This window comes from Bifidobacterium ruminantium DSM 6489 (assembly GCF_000770925.1).
In the GTDB taxonomy this organism is placed as follows: Bacteria; Actinomycetota; Actinomycetes; order Actinomycetales; family Bifidobacteriaceae; genus Bifidobacterium; species Bifidobacterium ruminantium.
On sequence record NZ_JDTK01000021.1, the window covers coordinates 1 to 1,078 of the forward strand.

A 1,078-nucleotide genomic window follows, 5' to 3' on the forward strand; every position below is an offset into this window, starting at 1 on the left:
TGTCCACATCGAAGCCGACCGGCGTCTTGCCATCGGAAGCCAAGAACTCGGCCGGCGCATACGAGGTATCCATGCCGACGGTCAGCTTGCCATCCTTCGTGACGGATGACGGCAGCATCTTGGCGATTTTCTCGTCCTTCTTCACACCGGACACATCGTAACCGGTGCTCGACGACGAGCTCGAATCGTTGGAAGCCGCGGAATCCGTCTTATCGGATGTTCCGCAGGCTCCCATCGAAACGACCATCGCCGCGCTCAACGCGAGCGTCGCCCAGCCTTTCATGTTCTTCATCATGGCAGATCCTCTCTTCAACCCAGCCAAACCAACCAACCAAATGTGGTCATGGCAGATAACCTAAGAGCGGATTGCTACGAACGTATTAACGGACGCAAAAACCGAAACATTCACTCGTCGGTGCCGGGCGTGTTGATTTCCGGCTTGCTGATGGCGCCGTCCTCGACTCCCCAGTACTTGAGGATCTTCATGTAGGTGCCGTCGTCGATGAGCTTCTGCAGGGCCTTCTGCAGAGCCTCGTCCATCTGCTTGTCGCCCTTCTTGACGACGATGCCTTCCGGAGCGATGCCTTCGGCCTTGCCAAGCATCTCAAGCTCGCCGTTGGTCTGGGCGATCGCGTAGCCGGCGACCGGGGAATCGGCGTAGAACACGTCCGCCTTGCCGGTGGCGACATTGGTGGTCACATCGGTCTGCAGCTTGCTGGAGATGACGTCAAGCGTCGGCTTGCCGTCGGCCTTGCACTGCTTGGCCATCTTGTTGGCCGCGGTCTCCTGCATGGTGGCGGTCTGCACAGCCACCTTCTTGCCGCACAGATTGGAGGTGTCCACCTTCTGCGGATTGCCCTTCTTCACTGCCCAGGCGGAGCCGGCGTCGAAATGGCTGACAAAATCGACGGCTTCAAGACGTTCCTTGGTGACGGTGAACGACGAGATGCCTATATCGTACTTGGAGCCGACAGACGGGATGATCGAATCGAAATTCGCCGTCTCCGGATCCGCCTCGAGGCCGAAGACGCCTGCCAGAGCCTTGGCGATGTCCACATCGAAGCCGACCGGCGTCTTG

The 1,078-nt window shown here is 59.0% G+C and carries 1 protein-coding gene and 1 pseudogene; both read right to left on the reverse strand.

What is annotated here, in order from left to right:
- Positions 1 to 295 (reverse strand): annotated as a pseudogene (locus tag OU26_RS07880) (ABC transporter substrate-binding protein); the annotation flags it as partial.
- Positions 296 to 405: 110 nt separating this feature from the next.
- A partial coding sequence (locus OU26_RS07885; protein WP_033499046.1) for an ABC transporter substrate-binding protein occupies positions 406 to 1,078 on the reverse strand: 673 nt, incomplete at its 5' end.